This is a genomic window from Butyrivibrio sp. MC2021, from assembly GCF_000621605.1.
In the GTDB taxonomy this organism is placed as follows: Bacteria; Bacillota; Clostridia; order Lachnospirales; family Lachnospiraceae; genus Butyrivibrio.
In genome coordinates this window covers 23,388-41,146 of sequence record NZ_KK211316.1, presented here as the reverse complement: position 1 = coordinate 41,146, position 17,759 = coordinate 23,388, and the positions used below count along the sequence as shown (strand labels likewise).

Here is a 17,759-nt window from a genome sequence, read left to right as displayed (position 1 = left end):
TGATTGTCAGAGGAGAAAAAATGATCTTAGAAAACAAAGTTGCCGTTATTACAGGCGGTACCAGGGGAATAGGTCAGGCAATAGCAGGTAAATACGCAGAAAACGGCGCGGATATAGCTGTTATTGCAACCAGAAAGACAGAGGAAGCAGAAAGTGCAATTTTGGAGCTTTCGGAAACAGGCAGAAAAGTAAGGCTCTATATCTGTGATGTCTCGGATCCGGATCAGGTAGCTTCCGTTGCAGAGGAAATAATAGCTGATTTCGGCAAGGTTGATATCCTGGTAAATAATGCAGGAATAACCAGGGATAACCTTCTTCCAAGCCTTGGGATAATGGATATTGATGATGTGATCGACATCAATCTGAAGGGGACAATGTTTGTGACCCGGGCATTTATAAGAAATTTTATCAGACAAAGAGGCGGGAATATCGTAAATATCAGCTCTGTTGTCGGTCTTATGGGAAATCGTGGACAAACCAATTATGCGGCGTCAAAAGCAGGGATTATTGGATTTACCAAGTCAGTGGCAAAGGAATATGGCAGGAAAAATATCAGATGTAATGCAATCGCTCCGGGATATATAGAGACAGCCATGACCGCCAAACTGTCGGAGGCAGCCCACGAGGAACTGAAAAAATCACTTGCCATAGAAAGGCTGGGGCAACCTGAGGATGTGGCAAATCTTGCCCTTTTTCTTGGGAGCGAAAATTCATCATATATAACAGGTGAAGTGATAAAAGTAGACGGAGGAATGTATGTATAGAGTTGTTGTGACCGGAATGGGAGTTATTTCTCCTGTGGGAAATGATATTGATACTTTTTGGAATAATCTCAAAAACGGTGTATGCGGAATAGATAAGATCAGCAGATTTGATGCTTCGGGACTTAAGGTGAGTCTTGATGCCGAGGTCAAGGAATTTGAGCCAAAATCTTACTACGACACAATGCAGGAAATCAGAAAATCCGATCTTTTCATGCAATATGCCATGGGAGCTGCGAAGCAGGCTGTTGAGCAGAGCGGGATTCTGGAATCCGAGTTGGATAAAGAGCGATTTGGCGTTTATATCGGTTCAGGAATTGGCGGAATAAATACCACCATCAGAGAGACAAAAAAGCTCTATGAAAAAGGACCTGAGATGGTATCTCCGTTTTTTGTACCTATGATGATCAGCAATATGGCTGCAGGGGCCGTTTCAATTAAATTCGGAGCCAAAGGACCGACACTTCCTGTTGTTACAGCCTGTGCGACCTCAACCCATACAATTGGTGAAGCCTTCCGCGCCATAAGGCACGGATACGCGGATGCAATAATAGCAGGTGGTAGCGAAGCATCAATAAATGAACTGGCCATGGCAGGATTTGTTAATTGTCAGGCGCTGAATCTTTCAGAAAAACCGGAGGAAGGCAGCCTTCCTTTTGACAAGAGAAGAGGCGGCTTTGTCATGGGCGAAGGAGCAGGAATATTGCTTCTTGAGGAATATGAACATGCCAAAAAGCGTGGAGCAAAGATCCTGGCTGAAGTTGCGGGCTATGGTAATACCGCAGACGCATATCATATTACAGCTCCGGATCCGGAGGGAGACGGTGCAATAAGAGCAATTAAAAATACCGTTAAAGAAGCAGGAATAACCGATGAAAACGAAATTTACATAAATGCCCACGGCACAGGAACACATTTAAACGATGCCATGGAAACAAAGGCTATTAAGGCGGTGTTTGGTAAAAAAGCATATGATATCCATGTGAGCTCCACCAAGTCTATGACGGGACATATGATGGGAGCGACCGGTGCGGTAGAAGCAATTGCATCTGTGCTGGCATTAAAGGATGGCATTATCCCTCCAACAATAAATTACAAGGAAAAGGATGAGGAATGTGATCTGAATTATACTCCCAATAAAGCTGTAGAGGCCGAAGTGGATTTCGCAATAAGCACTTCCCTTGGTTTTGGAGGACATAATGCCTGCATAGCCTTTAAAAAATACTCAGAGGAAAAATAAAAATGAATTCATTAAAGGATTACGGTGATTTATTTGAAAGATTAGGACTTTCTGAGCTTTCTGTGGAAGAGGGGGATTTCAAATTAACTCTCAAGAAAAAAAATAATTCTGCTAAACCGGTAATTACTCCGCCAATTGAGGAAAAGGTGACTAAAAAGGGAACGGAAGTCAAGGCTCCTTTACTCGGCATTTTTTATGGGAAAGTGGGAGAAAAAGAGCCTTTAAAGGTGGGTGATATGGTCCGTAAGGGAGAATGTATCTGTACCATTGAAGCGATGAAAATGCTAAATGAGGTTCTTGCACCGGTGGACGGGGAAATAAAGGAAATAACAGCGAGTGATGGGGATCTTGTTGAATACAACCAGGTGCTTTTTGTAATTGATTGATTTTATATAGGGACAAAAAATGAATAAAGAGGAATTAAAAAAAATACTCCCTCACAGAGAGCCTATGCTACTGGTGGAGGAGGCTTACGTAAATGAGGATGGGACCGCCACAGGATTTTATACGGTCAAAGGCGACGAATATTTTCTTCAGGGACATTTTCCAGGAAATCCCATCGTTCCCGGAGTTATCCAGTGCGAAATGATGGCTCAGTCAGCCTGCGTATTATTTGCGGATAAAATGATTCAGGAGGGATTTATTCCTGTATATACAGGCCTTGATAAGGTCAAATTCAGAGGGATGATAAAACCCGGGGACAAGATTCGCATTGACACCAAAATATTAAAAGAATTTCCACCGATGTACATGCTTCACGGAGAAATTTCGGTGGATGGAAAAAGATGCATGAATGGAGATTTTTCTTTTGCAATTGTAAAAGAAGAAAAGGAGAGCTGAAATGTTTTCTAAAATTCTTATTGCAAACAGAGGCGAAGTGGCAGTCCGCATAATACGTGCCTGCAAGGAAATGGGAATAAAAACTGTTGCTATTTATTCTGTTGCCGACAGGGATGCCCTCCATGTGGAGATGGCAGATGAGAGCTATTGTATCGGTGGACCGCTGGTAAAAGACAGCTATTTAAATATGGCTTCCATAATTACCGTGGCAAAAAGATCCGGAGCGGAGGCCATTCATCCCGGCTACGGCATGCTGTCTGAAAACCCTGAATTTGCGAGAATTTGCGAAGAAAATGAAATTTCCTTTATCGGACCGGCATACGAAGTAATGGCAAGAATGGGGCAGAAAGAAATCGCACGAGATCTGGCCATCAGCGCAAACGTGCCTGTTTCTCCGGGAAGCAGCCTTTTGAAAAATCTAAAAGAAGCTGAGGATTGGGCGGAAAAAATAGGATATCCAATTATTTTGAAAGCCAGAGCCGGAGGCGGTGGCAAGGGCATAAGAATCGTCAGGGAAGAAAAGGAGCTGGAAAATGCTTTTTTTCAGGTAAAAAAAGAAGCTGCTGTATCCTTTGGTGATGATGAAGTATTTATGGAAAAATATCTGGAAGGCGTAAAACATGTGGAAGTCCAGATAATTGCTGATAAAAAAGGAAATGTCATTGCTCTGGGAGACAGAGACTGCTCTATTCAAAGGAAAAATCAGAAGCTGATCGAGGAATGTCCTGCTCCTATATTGCCTCTTGAGGTCAGAGAGAAAATGTATAAGGCCGCGACGGGGCTTGCATCTGCAGTGGGCTATGTCACTGTAGGAACCGTGGAATTTTTGCTTCAGGGAAATGATTTTTATTTTATGGAGATGAATACCAGGCTTCAGGTTGAACATTCTGTCACAGAGATGGTCTGCGGGATCGATATTGTGGAGTGGCAGATAAGAACAGCCGCTGGTGTGGAGCTTCCTTTTAAGCAGGAAGATATCCGCAGGAACAGGCATGCGATTGAGTGCAGGATCTGCGCCGAGGATAATAGCAGCTTTAAGCCTGCTACAGGGAAAGTAGAGTTATTGCATATCCCAGGGGGCGTGGATGTGCGATTTGATTCGGCACTTTATACCAACTGTGAGGTTACTCCATTTTACGATTCAATGCTGGGAAAGCTCATTGTATGCGCCTCCACCAGGGATGGGGCCATAAGAAAAATGAAAAGTGCCCTGTCTGAATTTGTTCTGGTGGGAGTCAGCAATAATCGTGATATGCATATGAAATTTATGAATAACAGTCGTTTTGTATCCGGTAATTATGATACGGGAATTTTTAAGAAAGTGCTGTAAAAAATGGAATTAAAAAAACTGTTTCTTAAGGCCGACAACGAGCTTGAAAGCTCTTCAAATAAGATTTTTACAAGAAAAATAATCTGCAAAAAATGTGATAGCAAAATTAGTGTAAGTAAAATTCGAAAAAATTATTTTATTTGTCCTGAGTGCGGCCATTATTTTTCTGTCAGAGCAAGAAGAAGAATTTTAATGCTGACTGACAAAAGAAGCTTTATTGAGATGGACGCGGAGCTTCAGTCTAGGAATGTAATTGAGTTTCCCGGATATGAAGAAAAACTCTCGGCAGCCAAAGAAAAAAGCAGGGAAAATGAGGGTGTTATCTGCGGCACAGCTACTATATGGGGAAGAAAAACAGGGATTTTTTCCATGGATGCCAATTTTATGATGGGTTCCATGGGAGCTGTGGTGGGCGAAAAGATAACAAGGCTCTTTGAGTATGCCACAGAAAATAAATTGCCTGTAATAGGTATCACTGTTTCGGGTGGTGCAAGGATGCAGGAAGGAATGATATCGCTCATGCAGATGTCCAAGGTTTCTGCGGCTGTAAAAAGGCACAGCAACGCGGGAAATCTCTATATAGTACTTCTGACTAACCCAACCACAGGAGGTGTGGACGCAAGCTTTGCCATGCAGGCGGATATTACGCTGGCTGAGCCCGGGGCAAGAGTTGGTTTTGCGGGTCCGAGAATCGTGGAAAAAATCACAAATCAGCCTCTTCCCAAGGGATTTCAGAAGGCTGAAAGTGTACTGGAATGTGGTTTTATCGATGAAATAGTGCCAAGAGAGGTACAGATGGATTATCTTGGAAAGCTTTTGGAACTACACGGAGAAAAAGATGGATGCTTATGAGATTGTAAAAGCTGCCCGGGATGAAGGGCGCAAGACTTCTGTAGATTATATCAATGAGATCGTCGAGGATTTCATGGAATTTCATGGAGACAGGCTCCATGGAGATGACAAGGCGATAATTGCAGGGATCGGAAGGGTTGGAAAATTCCCGGTGACAGTTATAGGTGTAGAAAAAGGGAAGAATACCCAGGACAGAATTACCCATAATTTTGGAAGCGCGAAACCGGAAGGCTACAGAAAAGCCCTAAGACTTATGAAACAGGCGGAAAAATTCCACAGGCCGGTCATTTGCTTCGTGGATACCGCAGGTGCCTTCTGTGATGTGGCTTCTGAGGAGAATGGCCAGGGAAGGGCTATTGCTGATAATCTATTTGAAATGTCTGATTTGAAAACCCCCATTTTATCAATTGTAATAGGCGAAGGCGGAAGCGGAGGAGCCCTGGCTCTCTCCCACAGCGACAGGATCTGGATGATGGAAGATGCGTATTTTAGCGTTGTTTCTCCCGAGAGCTGCGCCAATATCCTGTGGAAGACCACGGAAAAAGCCCCTGAGGCGGCTGCGGCACTTTCACTGACTGCAAAAAAATTATATAAATTGGGGATAATTGATAAAATCTGCTCTAAAGGTGACCAAAAAGGGAACAAGGAAGAAATTGAAAAAGAACTGGATAAGCTGATGAATACAGAGCTTACAGATCTTCTGGAAGCCAGGTACAGAAAATTCAGAACGATAGGATATTGAGGAAAAATAAACGTAAGAAAATAAAAATAAATAATATTTTCAATAGAATAACATGCGGTATATCAAATCGCAGTAAGAGGTGCAAAATGCCTGAAATATTTGAGGATTATTACAAGGAAATAATAGGTGAAAACGGTGAAATAAATAAAATAGAAACCTATGTACCTGAGCATTTTAACTTTGCCTATGATGTCATGGACAGATTGGCTTTTGAGGAACCGAATGGGGTTGCAATGGTACATAAAAGTGCAGATGGAGAACGAAGAGTTTTCACTTACGGTGACATAAAAGGGCTTACCGATAAAGCTGCAAATGCGCTTAAAGCTTTGGGAATAAGCAGGCATGATTCGGTTATGCTCTTGCTTAAAAGAAGATATGAATTCTGGATCAGTATATTGGCCCTTCATAAGCTTGGAGCTGTGGCCATTCCTACCTCCCATATGGTCTCTGCAGAGGATATTCGCGAAAGATTTAAGGTATCCGGTGCCAAAGCGGTAATATGCGTAAATACGGAGCATATCTGCAAAAAAGTGGAGGAAGCAACTTCTTTTGATAAAAATATAGTTAAGATAGTGGTTGGTGATAATTATCCGGGTTTTGAGAATTTAGAGGGATTAATAAAAAAGTCGGCGGCCAACTTAGTTCGCATAACCACCGATAAAAATGATGATATGCTCTATTATTTCACATCAGGAACCAGTGGGGCCCCCAAGGCTGTAATTCATGATTTTTCTTATCCCATAGCCCATATTTATACGGCCAAAAATTGGCATGGGATAACAAAAGGGGATCTTCATCTTACGGTAGCAGACTCCGGGTGGGCTAAAACAGCCTGGGGAAAGCTGTATGGCCAGTGGTTTTTGGGAGCAGCAATCATGGTCTATGATTATGAGCAGTTTTATGCATCAGACCTGTTAAAAATTATTTCCGAAGAAAAAGTAAATACATTTTGTGCTCCACCAACGGTATATAAATATTTAATTTTGGAAAAAATAAAAGATTATAATTTGGATAACTTGCGATATGTTACTACCGCCGGAGAACCTATGCCAAAGGAGGTTTCCAGAAAGTTTATTGACCAAACTGGTCTGATTATCAGAGAGGGCTTTGGCCAGACAGAGACTGCACTTCAGATATGTACTCCTGTAAATTCGGAGCAAATTTCCGGCTCAATCGGAAGGCCTTCTCCCCTTTATAAAATTGCTCTGGTGGATGAAAATAACAACTGTGTTCCTTGCGGAGAAGAGGGAGAAATAGTAATTATTTCCGAAAATGGTCAAAAACCTATAGGAATATTTAAAGGATATCTGGGAGATGATGCTCAATATGAAGAAGTATGGCGAGGCGGTGTCTATCATACCAAGGACATGGCCATAGGTGACCAAAAAGGGAATTATTTTTTCCTTGGAAGAAATGATGATGTGATCAAATCCAGCGGATACAGAATAGGCCCATCTGAGGTTGAGGACATACTGATGAAGCATCCTGCTGTATTTGAGTGCGCTGTCACAGGATTTCCCTCCAAAAACCGTGGAAATGTGGTAAAAGCCAGCATTATTCTTAAGAAGGGATATGAAGCCAGCACAAAGCTCATCACGGAGCTGCAGGATTTCGTCAAAAAGAGGGCAGCCATCTACAAATACCCTCGAATAATCAAATTTGTAGAGGAACTGCCCAGAAGTTCCAGTGGTAAGATCAGCAGAGCGATGATACGTAAGATTGACGAGGAAAACGCAGGTTAAAGAGCCTGGAATTTCTCTGTGGTATCGTTGAGCTGTTCTGTAATTTCATTATTTTTGCCGATGGCCTGAGATATTTTCTTGATACCTCCCACAATTTCAGCAGAATTCTCTGCAGAAGAGGTGATAGCAATGGAGCTTTCCTTAATGGATGAAGTGATCATCTGAACGGATTCAACCATTTCCTGCATTATATTATTGAGGTTTTCGGCCTTTTTATCAAAGCTTGAGAGCATATCGTCCATAAGATCGGCGGTGTGCTCATATTTTTCTCCGGTGGTAACAAATTCATCATAATCACCAAGGACGGTGCCGTTGATGTAATCCAGAGCAGATTGCGCATTCTGAGCCAGTCTGTTAACGGCTTCTGTAACCTCTGTGCTGATGACCTGGATATTGGCGGCGGTTTCACGGCTGTTTTCAGCAAGGGAGCTGATCTCACCGGCTACAACCGCAAAGCCTTTTCCTGCTTCTCCGGCTCTGGCTGCTTCGATAGAAGCATTAAGGGCCAGGAGATTCGTGCGCTTGGAAATATCCAGGATTACATTTGTAAGTTCGCCGATCTGGCCAACCTTCTTGGAATCCTCCACTGACTGGGACAGTACGGCTGAAAGCTGGGAAACCTGATCCCCGGCTTCGTATTTTTTCTGATTTACGCGGGTTTTGAGCTCATTGGCTTCCTGCTTGATGGAGTTGGCGGTTTCTGCGCCTGACTGGGCCTGCTCCGTGATCTCCATGGCAGCGGATTTAACGTCTTCTACACGGTCATTTATGGAAGAAACAGTGCCGGAAAGAGTCTCCATATTGGCGGACAGCTCCTCCAGGGCGGCTGAAGTGTTGGTTACGTTGTCATCTGCGATACGGAGCTGGCTCTTAACCTCTTCAGAGGATGAAGCAAGGACCTTGGAGCCGCTCTTTACATCTCTCATGATATTCTGAAGAGTTTCGATAAATTGATTTATTCCTGTGGTGATATAAAGAAGCTCTGATTTCGTTTTTGTCCGTATTCTGGTTGTAAGATCACCCTTTCCGCTCTCGATATTTGAAATCATGCCATTTACTTCATCACTGATTGAACGGATCTTTCTTACAATATTTTTATAAGAAATAAGGAAGTTGCCCACAATAAGGACCAGCATAACAATAGCACCGATCATGGCGGTCAGATTGCCGGATTGAAGAAGCCTTTTCATCATGGCTGTGGTGGCATCAGCTGAATCCGTAATGGCCTGATCCAACACCTTTGTAGAATGGAAAATTGCGATCTTCTGGATCTCAGCCTTATCAAAAAGGACTTTGTAGGCAGAGGACTGATCCCCGGCGTCACATTTTTCAATGGCGGAGTCAATAAGGGCAGAGAACCTTGAGTACTGCTGTTTGATCTCCGCAAGCTGTGCTGTTGCAGCTTCATTCTGATAGGTGGAAAAATCATTTTCCAAAGCGGCTATATCTTTGGAAACAGCTTCTTTTGCAACTTTAATCTGGGGCATCAGAGCACTTTTTGTTTCTGCCGCATCAGCGGAGACATAGCCTGTGGTCTGATCATAGAGAGACATTACGTCATTTTTCAGAGCAGCTTCATGATTGGTGAGGGTCATCATTGAGCTGAACATGGATATACTTGTATTGGTTGATGTTCTCATGGAGGACATAACCAGTGCCATAACAGCAATAAAGGCAATGAGCATCAAAAGATTTAATGATGATAACTGAAATACTATGGAGTCTTTCTTCCCTATTTTAATAGAAGATTTATCAGCCATTTTTACACCCCCTTCCTCAAAGCTTTGCATACCAGTCTGTGGCTATTTTCTGTATTTCCTTTAAGAATCCTGCGGCATCAAGTTCTCCTTTGGCAAATTTCTGGAAGGCAAAAGCAAAGCCCTTCTGACCAAGATTTTCCGGCATATCCATCCAGTGCCAGCTGGAGGTCTTGCCTGCGGCGATATATTTGGAGATCGTGCTTGCAAAAGGATCAGAAGCTACATATTTACAATCCTTGAAGGGGCTGATAAATCCAGCTTCTTCCACCAGGATTTTCTGGCCGGAATCCTCTGAACACCATTGGAGGAAGTCCTTGGCCGCATCAACCTGTCCCTCTTTTGGGATAGCCCACCAGGAAGGAGCACTGGTCAAAATAGTGTCCTGACCGTCCTGGAAAGCGTAGGGAACCATTCCCACCTTGAAATTGCCGGCGCTGGCATAAGCGGATGCGTCATCACCCACAAGAGTTGCGCCAATCCAGGAGCCCTGAGTAACAAATGCGTATTTGCCGGAAGCAAATCCCATTACCTGGTCATTATAAACGCCGGCTACAAGAAGTTTTGGATCGGAGTATTGAATGAAGAGTCCTATCATGTTCGCATAATCCGAAAAACGTGCATCATCTATTTTGTTCTGATTATTTAACATGTCAATGTAGGTGGTGTCTGATCTGGAAAGACCGGAATCGATATATGCTCCGAAAATATGATTTCCGCTGGACCAGCCAAGGTTTTCAGGCTCAGCGCAGTAGCCTACTACAGCGGTTAAGCCCAGGGATGATTTTTTTGCATCGATTGCTTCAAATGCTGATTTCATAGCAGCCGGTCCGGTAATGCTTTTGGGATCCACTCCGCACTTTTCAAGAATGTCAGCATTGTATGCAAGGCCTATGGCCTCGGTTGTAAATGGGAATCCGAGGGTTCCGTAAGTAGCATCAACATAGGCTGCATCGGTCCTGGTTGCCCAGTTTTGATCAGATAAGTCAACGAGTAATCCTTCCCAATTTGAGAACCCTGAAGCTTCGCAGGCGATAATGTCAGGCATCTGATCCGACAGATAATATCCTTTTAATGTTGCCTGGGAATCTACTCCGGGATCAACATTAATCACCGAAACCTTAATGCCTGTCTCCTTTTCGTACTGAGAGGCAAGGGTCTGAATCTGGGCGTTAACTTCAGATTTAATATTTACCAAAGTAATAGACTCTGCCTTGGCTACAGCGGCTTCTGGAGAGTCTCCGGAAGATTTTTGTCCGCATCCGGAAATGCAAATGATAAGAAAAAATGTCATGACAAAAGATAATATTTTCCTTTTTTTCATAATGCGCACCTCGAAGAAAATAGTAACAAGCAAATAAACGTAGAAATATAAACGACATATCAACAATATTATCTCAGTAAAAATGACTAATATCCATTAAATGCCTATAAAATTTTATTTTTTGTTATTTATAAGTAGGGAATATTACAAATGATATTTTTATTTCAGGGAAGAAAAAAGTATAAAATTTCAAAAAAAACTTTATATTAATAGCGATATGGGTTTATAATCACTTTATATATTTATAGGGAGTACTATGCAATCATGAAAAAGTTTTGTTGTAAATCCAAAAAAATAGTAGCAAAGAGAGGGCTTGCTCTTGCGGTAGCAGCATCTGTTGCATTAGCCAACGCAGATATGACATCAATGGCTGTAGCGGATGAGGCAGAGATAGATCCCATAGAGATCGCCCTGTTTGAAGATCTGGATAAGGATGTAGCATACCAGCAGCTTAATCCGGGCGCATCCGAAGCAGATATCGTTTTCCCTGATACTCTCAGGGCAATCAAATCCAATGTGGATAACATCATATTAGAAGATGACGGAGAGGCTGATTATACTGATGATACTCAGGAACAGAACGGCGAAGACAGTTCTGACAATGGTGCAACAGTAATTGAGCTTCCTTTTGATGATGATATTGAAGAGGAAGAGCCTGAAGAGGAGATAACTGTAGAAGAGGACAATATAGTTGCTCGTCTGATCGGTAGCTTCTTCGATAATGTATTTAATGGATTTTCAACAACTGCTTTTGCAGCTGATTCAGATGAAATAAATATTGCGGGAGTTGAGTGGACTCTCAGCGAAGAACTCAGCGACAGACCCGAGTTCACCAGCGATGAGGAATGGCTCAGATTTGTATATGTTCCTGAGATTCCTTCAGTGTTCGTAACAGATGCAGAGCTTCCTAATATTACAGTCGATGTGATCGGTGGAGAGGTTCTTGGAGAAGTAAGAACCGGTGATATGGAAGAGGAAGCTGAGTTTGAGGAAGAAGAAACCAAGCCGGTTCTTCCCGATAACACTAAGCCTTATTCATATGTTTCCAAGGGCGGCACTGCTACATTACTTACCGAAGTATTATCCGAGACCAAGGATGAGGCAGGAACAGCTGATGCTCCTATTCTTACCGCAGACCTGATCGAGAAAGTGATCATTGACGGAGCACCTGTTAGCAATGACACAGAGCTTTTCGAAGCAAAGCAGTTAAAGGTTGACAGCGACAACAAACCTTCTACTGATGAGAGCGGCAATTATGTCGAGGATACAACAGAAACCGGTAAGTGGTTCCTTATTACTAAAAAAGGTTTTGTTGATGAAAATAAGACATTGACTGTAAAGCTCAAATTAAGTGGTACCTCTGATTCAAGCTCTGAAGCCGGAAGCGGTTCAAGCACAGAGGATACATCCAAAGAGTATGTGATTAAAATAACAGCTGATGCGACAGATTCATCTGTAAAAGTTATCAATCCTTTCATATATAATACGGTAGAACAAGAACTTAAAGCATCAGATATTGAAGTTAAGATCGGAGATACCAAGTTAACAGCTGAAACAGATTATGTTTTGGTTCCGATTAAGAAAACAAATGCAGGCACATATGATTTCACAGTTACATTTGTTGGTGAGACCTATGGCACATTAGGAAAGGCTACCGGCGAGTGGGAAATCAAACCTGTCAACGTAATGCTTGCAGCAAACAATCTGGCAAGCATCAAGGACGGCGAGCCTCTTGCATTTTCATCAGCTTATACATTGACCTGTCTTGATGAGAGCGTTAAGGATAAGTTCACAACCAATGAAATAGAAGGTGTGACAGTAACAGTTGCTCCAACATCTTCATTTGATAACAGCAAGGTTGGTGAGTATCCACTTACACTTACATATACAGGTTCAAATGATAATTACAACATCACAGTATCGGCTGAAACAGCAACCTACTTTATTATTGATATTCACTTAAAGATAGTTAACTCAAGCACAAGTAAAGAGTTTACAGATAATCAGGTTCCATATGGAACAAAGTACACTGCGAAGCTTTATGCTTCAGATACTTCAAAACTTGAGGTAAAGAATTTAGCAATTTACTATGTATCTGCCGCTGACAGCACAGCGTCAAAGACAGCACCTACAGCACTTGGTTCATACAGTGCTTACGGCACAGGCCATGTAAACTGGGTTATCAATAAGGCCGGTACAAAGGTTACAATCAATAATCCAAGCGATCCTACTACAGCACGTGTTAGATATGACATTGTTGATGCAGGACAGCAGATCACATCAAGTGATGTAAAATTGAGCAAGACCTCCTTCACATACAACAGCAAGGAGCAGGGACCTACAGTTACAGTTACAGTTGACGGACAGAAACTTAGCACAAGCTACTATGATATATCCGGTGATACAAAAGAGACCGATGCCGATGATTATGAGATCACTATAACCGGTAAGAACGGATATACAGGAACAGTAACAAAGTCATGGAAGATTAATCCACTTAGTATTTCATCAGCTACTATTCCTTCATCAACTAAGGTTTCATACTCATATACAGGAAATGAAATTGAGCATTCTGCTCCAAAGACTATTACAGTATCAGGTTTGACACTTACTTTGGATGAAGAATACGAAGTTGATGAGAGCAAGTCAACACTTAAGGCTACCAAGGCAGGAACTTACACAGTTTACCTTAAGGCATATGATGACAACTTCACAGGAACCAAGTCATACACCTGGAAGATTACAAGTTCTTCATCATCATCAACCGGTAAGGCATCATCAAGCGTAAACTTCAGTAATCCTAATAATGTAAGCACAGGAGTTACAAACGTAGCATCATCAGGACTGTCAACCTACGCTTCCAGTAAAAAGGTAAGCGGCAAGACAGTAACCTATACACTTAATGTTAAGCCAATTTCCAAGTCAACTCTTGGTTCAACAGAGCTTAACACAATAGCTGAATATGGTGATGAGTCAGTAGTTAATACAGACAGTCTCGATGTAACTGTTCATAAGACAGTAAAAAATAATGAAACTGAAAACACAGAATCAGATGAAGATGTAAGCGATCTTGGTTCAGCCATTGACGTAATCGCCTATATTGGAACAACCAATGCAGCAAAGACAGTAAACGTAATACGTGAGCACAGCGGAGAAGTTAAGAAATTCTCCAAATTGTCATCAAGACCTTCAAGCTCATTTACAGACGGAACCTATTATGTAGATAAGAGCAACGGAAAAGTATATATTTACTCTCGTTATTTTTCCAGATTCACTCTTATCTATACAGAGACAGATGCAGTAGTTAAGACATCAACCAAATCATCATCAAGCAGCTCTTCATCAAGCTCCGGAGATGCACTTGGAGCAAGAGCACCTCAGACAGGAGACAATCTCCCTGTAGTATGGGTTTGGGTAATTGTTCTTCTTGCAGGTGTTGGACTTATTGGTTTCTCTGCATTTGAACTTAAAAGATTCAAGAGAGGCGATTTCAAAAAAAAAAGATAAGCAAGATTGAGCGTGGATATATAATATTTGTTCTCGTAGTTGCTACTTTCTTAAATCTTATTTGGAAAAAGATCAAACAATACAGATGGCAGCTGATTATGGCTACCGGAGCAATCATGGTAGCTGTATCTGCCGGAGTTATATTTGTTACAGTCAGCGAGTACAATAGGTCCAATGCTCTTTATGAGCAAACAGAGCAGCAGTACGTTTCAATCAACGAAGAAGCTAAGAAAAAAGTTGAGGCGGTGGACACGGTACTTCCTGAGGAATTTGTTTCAAATGATGCCGTTGAGGAAGAAGAAAATGGCTGGTGGAATAATATCAGCGTAGACCTCACAGGACTTGAAGCAAGAAATTCAGATATTATCGGCTGGATTTATTTCGAGAATGAGAATATCAGTTATCCTATTCTTTATTCCGGTGATAATACAACCTATTTAAGAAAAACATATGACGGTAAGGCTTCCACAGCAGGTTCTATATTCCTTGATGGGGAGTCCACACCTGATTTTTCAGATCCTAACGTGCTCATTTACGGACACAACATGAGAGACCTCTCAATGTTTGGCCGACTTCGTTATTACAAGACAGATAAGAGCTACTATGAGGATCACCAGTATTTCCAGATCTTTACTGCAGGCAAGGTCTACAGATATCAGATCTTTGCATACTGTGATGTAAAGGATAACGATCAGATTTACTACACCTACGGCCCTAATCCTGAAAATTTTGACGGCGCCGTTAAGCACATTCTTAGTAAATCATATGTATCGACAGACGTGTACAACAATAATGACAGCATTGTCACATTGTCGACATGTACGTCAGCTTCAGATGATGAGCGTCTTGTAATCTGCGCTGTACGTTCTGACGAGCATGATCTTTGATTATTTGAATTTTTAAAAGCTACCTGCATAACAATTTGCAGGTAGCTTTTTTCTATGAAATGGCGCTATCAATTTATTGTAATTTTATAAACTTGGATTTGTGAATTTCCTTCGGACGTTGTAGAATTATAGTTGAGACGAAGTTTTTGACAACGAGGTGAATTTCATGAGAAAAAAGATACTTATTGTTGATGACACGACTTTTATGAGAGAAATGCTTAAATCTGCCCTTGATCCTGAAAAGTATCAGATCATCGGTGAAGCTCTCAACGGTGAGCAGGCTGTTGAGCAGTTTAAAGAAAAGAGTCCTGATCTTGTTATTCTGGACATTAATATGCCCAAAATGAACGGAATTGATACTCTTACAGAGATCATGAACATCAATTCCAAGGCCAATGTAATCATGTGCTCAGACCAGAAATATGACAATATGATCATGATGGCTCTGAAAAAAGGCGCGAAGGATTTCATTATCAAACCCTTTACTGCTTCTGACGTAATTAAAGCCGTTAAAAAGGTCTTTGGCGACGAAGATTGATAAAATAGTCGCCCGATACATTTACGTGGCAAATAGAGCCAAAAATAAGAGAAAAATAGCATTATATGACTATAACTATTAGCCCCCGCTGTGGTATGCTTTTTAGAGAATACCGGAGAGGGGGTAAATTTATGCGATTTTTACAGGAAAACAATTCACTTATAGCAAAAAGACAGGGCGAAACCCTAAAAATCGAGACCTGGGGAAAGGATTCCTTCAGAGTCAGAAGCACAATGTATCCCGAATTTAGCGGAAAAGACTGGGCACTTACAGAAAACGTGGAAAAAAGTGCTCCTGTAATAAGGACCGGTGAGGATGAGAACGGAGTCTGCGCTGAGATCGTAAACGGAAGGATCAAGGCCACAGTTAACAGTGCCGGAGTTATTTCTTTTTACAGGGATGATAAGCTCTTTTTAAGGGAATATTTCAGGTCCTACGGCGGAACCATTTCCAGAGAGAGCAGATGTCTTAAATATATCAACAGAGAATATAAGGCTCATAACGGCGGAGATTATCACCTCAATGTGAAATTTGAGAGTAATGACGGTGAGAAGCTTTTCGGAATGGGGCAGTATCAGCACGCCTATACAGACCTTAAGGGCTGCGTTCTTAACTTAGAGCAGAGAAATTCACAGATCTCGGTTCCTTTTGCTGTTTCAAGCCTTGGATATGGATTTTTGTGGAATAATCCGGCGGTAGGAAGAGTTACCTTCGGAAATAACTATACAGAGTGGATCGCAGAGGCCACCAAGGAGATGGACTACTGGATCACCGTTTCCGACGGCCCCAGCGGGCTTTTGGAAAATTATACAGAGGTTACAGGAAGAGCTCCGGATATGCCGGAGGATCTTCTGGGACTTTGGCAGTGCAAGCTCCGTTACAGGACTCAGGAAGAGGTTCTGGGAGTTGCCAGAAAAGCCAAAGAGCTTGGAGTGCCTATCGATTGTATCGTAATAGACTTCTTCCACTGGACAGTTCAGGGAGATTGGACTTTTGATGAGAAATACTGGCCGGATCCCAAGGCTATGTGCGATGAGCTTCACAGCATGGGCATCAAGGTCATGGTTTCCGTATGGCCCACAGTTGATAAGAGAAGCGTACATTTTTATGACATGCTGGAGAAGGGCCTTCTTATGAAAAATGAGAGAGGAACCCTTCAGAACTACGATTTCGAGGGCGATTGCACCGTATTTGATGCCACCAATCCCGAGGCAAGGCAGTATGTATGGGATGTCTGCAAAAAGAACTATTATGACCTTGGAATAGACATGTTCTGGCTAGATAATTCAGAGCCGGATCTCGCGGTTTATGATTTTGAAAACTGCAGATATTACCTGGGGCCCGCTTTAGAGTGCAGCAATATATATCCTCAGTTCTACAGCAGACTTTTCTACGAGAATATGACAAAGATCCAGGATAAGTCTGTGGTCAATCTGCTTCGCTGCTGCTGGGCAGGAAGCCAGAAGTACGGAAATGTGGTATGGTCCGGAGATGTTCCAAGTACCTTCGAAGCCCTGAGAGATCAACTGGCTGCAGGTATTAACATGGGGCTTGCAGGAATTCCCTGGTGGACCACAGATATCGGCGGATTTATGACAGATGACGTGAATGACCCTGATTTCAGGGAGCTCCTTATCAGATGGTTTGAGTTTGCAGTATTTTCACCGGTTCTCAGGATTCACGGAGACAGAGGCCCTTACGACATTCCCACACTGGATAACAGGACCTTCGGCGGCGGATATCTTCATACAGGCCAGCCCAACGAGCTTTGGAGCTATGGTGAGGAGAACTTCAAGATCATGAGAGATCAGCTCTCCCTCAGACATGAGCTTATTCCTTACATCAAGACCCTTTATGAGGAGACCAGCAAGAACGGTGCGCCATTACTCAGAGCTATGTTCTACGAGTTCCCTGAGGATGAGAAGTGCTGGAATACCTATGACCAGTACATGTTTGGCTCACAGTATCTTGTAGCACCTATCCTTCAGCTGGGACAGTTTGAGAGAGAGGTATATCTCCCTGAGGGAAAATGGCAGGACATCAGAAATGGTAAGGTATATGAGGGTGCTGAAGTGATCACATCCAAGGCACCTATCGAGTCAATCCCTGTATTTAAGCGCATTTGACAGGATATCAAGTGAATTTTAAGGCTGCATATATGTTATATAACGCAAATAACATATATGCAGCTATTATACGCAGATAAACAGCAAAGAATCACAGAGAGGTTAAGAAAATA

Annotated in this window: 14 protein-coding genes; 12 read left to right on the top strand and 2 right to left on the bottom strand. The window is 42.3% G+C overall.

The window, feature by feature from the left end:
- The first annotated feature begins 20 nt into the window (after positions 1 to 20).
- The 8 genes from fabG to T359_RS21105 all read left to right on the top strand — a co-directional run bounded on the left by fabG (position 21) and on the right by T359_RS21105 (position 7,507).
- Complete coding sequence (gene fabG, locus T359_RS0118445) at positions 21 to 764, top strand: 3-oxoacyl-[acyl-carrier-protein] reductase (protein WP_035785008.1); 744 nt, start codon at positions 21 to 23, stop codon at positions 762 to 764.
- Positions 757 to 2,001 (top strand): beta-ketoacyl-ACP synthase II, encoded by a 1,245-nt coding sequence (gene fabF / locus T359_RS0118440; RefSeq protein WP_026518664.1) that lies wholly within the window; start codon positions 757 to 759, stop codon positions 1,999 to 2,001. Before fabG ends, fabF begins: the two co-directional genes overlap by 8 nt.
- Before the next feature lie 2 nt (positions 2,002 to 2,003).
- Positions 2,004 to 2,387: an acetyl-CoA carboxylase biotin carboxyl carrier protein gene (locus T359_RS0118435; RefSeq protein WP_026518663.1), complete on the top strand. Its 384-nt coding sequence runs from the start codon at positions 2,004 to 2,006 to the stop codon at positions 2,385 to 2,387.
- Positions 2,388 to 2,406: 19 nt separating this feature from the next.
- Positions 2,407 to 2,841, top strand: coding sequence for a 3-hydroxyacyl-ACP dehydratase FabZ family protein (locus T359_RS0118430; protein WP_026518662.1), 435 nt, complete (start codon positions 2,407 to 2,409; stop codon positions 2,839 to 2,841).
- Between the two features lies 1 nt (position 2,842).
- Entirely contained in the window at positions 2,843 to 4,171 is a 1,329-nt protein-coding gene (locus T359_RS0118425) for an acetyl-CoA carboxylase biotin carboxylase subunit (protein WP_026518661.1), read from the top strand.
- Positions 4,172 to 4,363: 192 nt separating this feature from the next.
- Positions 4,364 to 5,023, top strand: a complete 660-nt coding sequence (locus T359_RS0118420) for an acetyl-CoA carboxylase carboxyltransferase subunit beta (RefSeq protein ID WP_242839135.1) — start codon at positions 4,364 to 4,366, stop codon at positions 5,021 to 5,023.
- Positions 5,010 to 5,765: a carboxyltransferase subunit alpha gene (gene accA, locus T359_RS0118415; protein WP_026518659.1), complete on the top strand. Its 756-nt coding sequence runs from the start codon at positions 5,010 to 5,012 to the stop codon at positions 5,763 to 5,765. The genes T359_RS0118420 and accA overlap by 14 nt, the downstream gene beginning before the upstream one ends.
- Complete coding sequence (locus T359_RS21105; protein WP_155840188.1) at positions 5,762 to 7,507, top strand: AMP-binding protein; 1,746 nt, start codon at positions 5,762 to 5,764, stop codon at positions 7,505 to 7,507. Before accA ends, T359_RS21105 begins: the two co-directional genes overlap by 4 nt.
- On the opposite strand, the gene T359_RS0118405 is transcribed toward T359_RS21105, so the two are convergent.
- Together T359_RS0118405 and T359_RS0118400 are read right to left on the bottom strand one after the other, a co-directional pair.
- Positions 7,504 to 9,267 (bottom strand): methyl-accepting chemotaxis protein, encoded by a 1,764-nt coding sequence (locus tag T359_RS0118405; RefSeq protein ID WP_026518658.1) that lies wholly within the window; start codon positions 9,265 to 9,267, stop codon positions 7,504 to 7,506. The two genes, T359_RS21105 and T359_RS0118405, sit on opposite strands and share 4 nt — an antisense overlap.
- A gap of 16 nt (positions 9,268 to 9,283) precedes the next feature.
- Complete coding sequence (locus tag T359_RS0118400) at positions 9,284 to 10,588, bottom strand: ABC transporter substrate-binding protein (RefSeq protein ID WP_026518657.1); 1,305 nt, start codon at positions 10,586 to 10,588, stop codon at positions 9,284 to 9,286.
- 264 nt (positions 10,589 to 10,852) lie between these two features.
- Between T359_RS0118400 and T359_RS0118395 the strand changes: the two genes are divergently transcribed.
- From T359_RS0118395 to T359_RS0118380, 4 genes are all read left to right on the top strand, one after another.
- Positions 10,853 to 14,095 (top strand): hypothetical protein, encoded by a 3,243-nt coding sequence (locus T359_RS0118395; RefSeq protein ID WP_026518656.1) that lies wholly within the window; start codon positions 10,853 to 10,855, stop codon positions 14,093 to 14,095.
- Positions 14,096 to 14,193: 98 nt separating this feature from the next.
- Positions 14,194 to 14,982: a class B sortase gene (gene srtB, locus T359_RS0118390; protein WP_051545624.1), complete on the top strand. Its 789-nt coding sequence runs from the start codon at positions 14,194 to 14,196 to the stop codon at positions 14,980 to 14,982.
- Between the two features lie 166 nt (positions 14,983 to 15,148).
- Positions 15,149 to 15,520 (top strand): response regulator, encoded by a 372-nt coding sequence (locus tag T359_RS0118385; RefSeq protein ID WP_026518654.1) that lies wholly within the window; start codon positions 15,149 to 15,151, stop codon positions 15,518 to 15,520.
- A 131-nt stretch (positions 15,521 to 15,651) separates the two neighbouring features.
- Positions 15,652 to 17,646, top strand: a complete 1,995-nt coding sequence (locus tag T359_RS0118380) for a glycoside hydrolase family 31 protein (RefSeq protein WP_026518653.1) — start codon at positions 15,652 to 15,654, stop codon at positions 17,644 to 17,646.
- Positions 17,647 to 17,759 lie beyond the last annotated feature (113 nt).